This window comes from Streptomyces sp. SID5643 (assembly GCF_009872555.1).
GTDB classification, from domain to species: domain Bacteria; phylum Actinomycetota; class Actinomycetes; order Streptomycetales; family Streptomycetaceae; genus Streptomyces; species Streptomyces iakyrus.
The window spans coordinates 1-326 of the sequence record NZ_WWIC01000246.1; the positions used below are offsets into that span (position 1 = coordinate 1).

Genomic DNA, 326 nt, shown 5'->3' on the forward strand with positions numbered 1-326 from the left:
TCGAGGACGACGACCGCCGAGGGAACCATGTGCTCCGGCAACCGCTGGACAGCGAACTGCCTGAGCGTGGCGACCAGTTCAGCCGGGTCCACGTCCTCGTCGTCGAGCACGACGTAGGCCACCAGGCGGGTGTCGCCCGGCGTGTCCTCACGAGCGATCACAGCAGCCTGAGCGACCAGCGGGTGTGCGGTCAGTACGGCCTGGACCTCACCCGGCTCGATCCGGAAACCCCGGACCTTCACCTGGTCATCCACACGGCCGAGGAACACGACCTGACCATCCACCGTCCACTTCGCCCGGTCCCCCGTGCGATACATCCGCTCACC

Annotated in this window: 1 protein-coding gene; it reads right to left on the bottom strand. The window is 67.5% G+C overall.

Going from position 1 to position 326, the window contains the following annotated elements; all coding sequences use genetic code 11:
* Nucleotides 1-269 (bottom strand): AMP-binding enzyme (locus GTY56_RS26815; RefSeq protein ID WP_346345595.1); only part of this gene is annotated, 269 nt, incomplete at its 3' end.
* Nucleotides 270-326: the final 57 nt, after the last annotated feature.